At 48.7% G+C, this 528-nt stretch carries 1 protein-coding gene; it reads right to left on the bottom strand.

Annotation, left to right across the window (positions count from 1 at the left end):
* Positions 1-88: 88 nt before the first annotated feature.
* Positions 89-463 (bottom strand): hypothetical protein, encoded by a 375-nt coding sequence (locus CXF95_RS26300; RefSeq protein ID WP_101200367.1) that lies wholly within the window; start codon positions 461-463, stop codon positions 89-91.
* Positions 464-528 lie beyond the last annotated feature (65 nt).

Raw genomic sequence — 528 nt, 5'->3', positions numbered from 1 at the left:
CGGCAAAGCGCCGCTAAACCATCAATCCCCATGCGAAAGTCAGCAGGCTCAGTGGCGATCAGGATAGGCGTTTGGGCCGTTAAATGGATCACGATCTAACTTCCTGGATCATGGCGACGAGGAAGGCTTGGGAAATATCACCCGAAAGGGTTAATGCTGCACCATTACACAACCGAAGCTCGACACTGAGATGCTCGTTAGCAACAGGCTCCCTCGCGCCTTGCCCAGGTAAGCGAATAAAATCAGAGGATGTTGGGCTTGGTTCAACGGCTTCACGCCATTGTTTCAATTGTGTGCCACTGATCCGCAGCATCGCGGTGACTTTACTGGACGAGCAGTGTTCGAGTAGATCAACTGCTTGTTGGCGCAGTGCTTGTGGGGTTGCAGAACGGCGACTAACCCGGTTTTTTCGCCACAGCTCAAATGCTTCAACGATCTGATTTATTTTTTTAGCGATTGCCATATTTTCATCTTCAATGAATAAGTTGCAAACATTAAACCAGATCAAATTTACGAAGTTGCGCTATG

The organism is Paraglaciecola sp. MB-3u-78, from assembly GCF_002835935.1.
Classification (GTDB): Bacteria; Pseudomonadota; Gammaproteobacteria; order Enterobacterales; family Alteromonadaceae; genus Paraglaciecola.
This window is presented reverse-complemented; position numbering and strand designations above follow the sequence as displayed.